This window comes from Frankia sp. AiPs1 (genome assembly GCF_023716945.1).
Lineage (GTDB): Bacteria > Actinomycetota > Actinomycetes > Frankiales > Frankiaceae > Frankia.
Map to the genome: position 1 here is coordinate 1 of NZ_JAMQQF010001202.1, position 501 is coordinate 501.

Sequence of the window (501 nt, forward strand, 5' to 3'; positions counted from 1 at the left end):
CACGCCGGTTCCGGCGGTCCGCGGCGGGCCGGCGTCGTGCCCGGGGCGGGCCGTGGGATGCGTCCCCGCCACCGTCGCCTTGTCCGCCACCGCCGACGGACCCGACGTCGCCGCAGTGCCCGGATTGACCGCAGTGCCCGGATTGACCGCAGTGCCCGGATTCGTCGCACTGCCTGGATTCGTCGCCCTGGCCGGCATCCCGACGGCGACTGACCGGGCCGCTTGGGCCCGGTAGGCCGCCGACCAGATGACGAGGATCTCCCCGCCGAGCGCGAGATGACACTCCAGATCGACCGGCGCCGCCCGGGCGGACGAGGCGCTGTCGACCAGCGGGTGGCTGAGGACCCGGTAGCCGGCGTGGGCGAGCTGCCAGCACAGCCAGCGCGCCCAGGCGGCATCCGGCTCGGCGACGGTGTGGGAGACGATGATGTCCCACGACGGCCCCGCCGACGCCGCCCGCGCGTCACCGCCCGGCTCGCCGGGGCCGCCCCGACCGCCGGG

Annotated in this window: 1 pseudogene; it reads right to left on the bottom strand. The window is 76.8% G+C overall.

The annotated features are described in order from the left end of the window. Positions 1–501 (bottom strand): annotated as a pseudogene (locus ND748_RS33645) (toll/interleukin-1 receptor domain-containing protein); the annotation flags it as partial.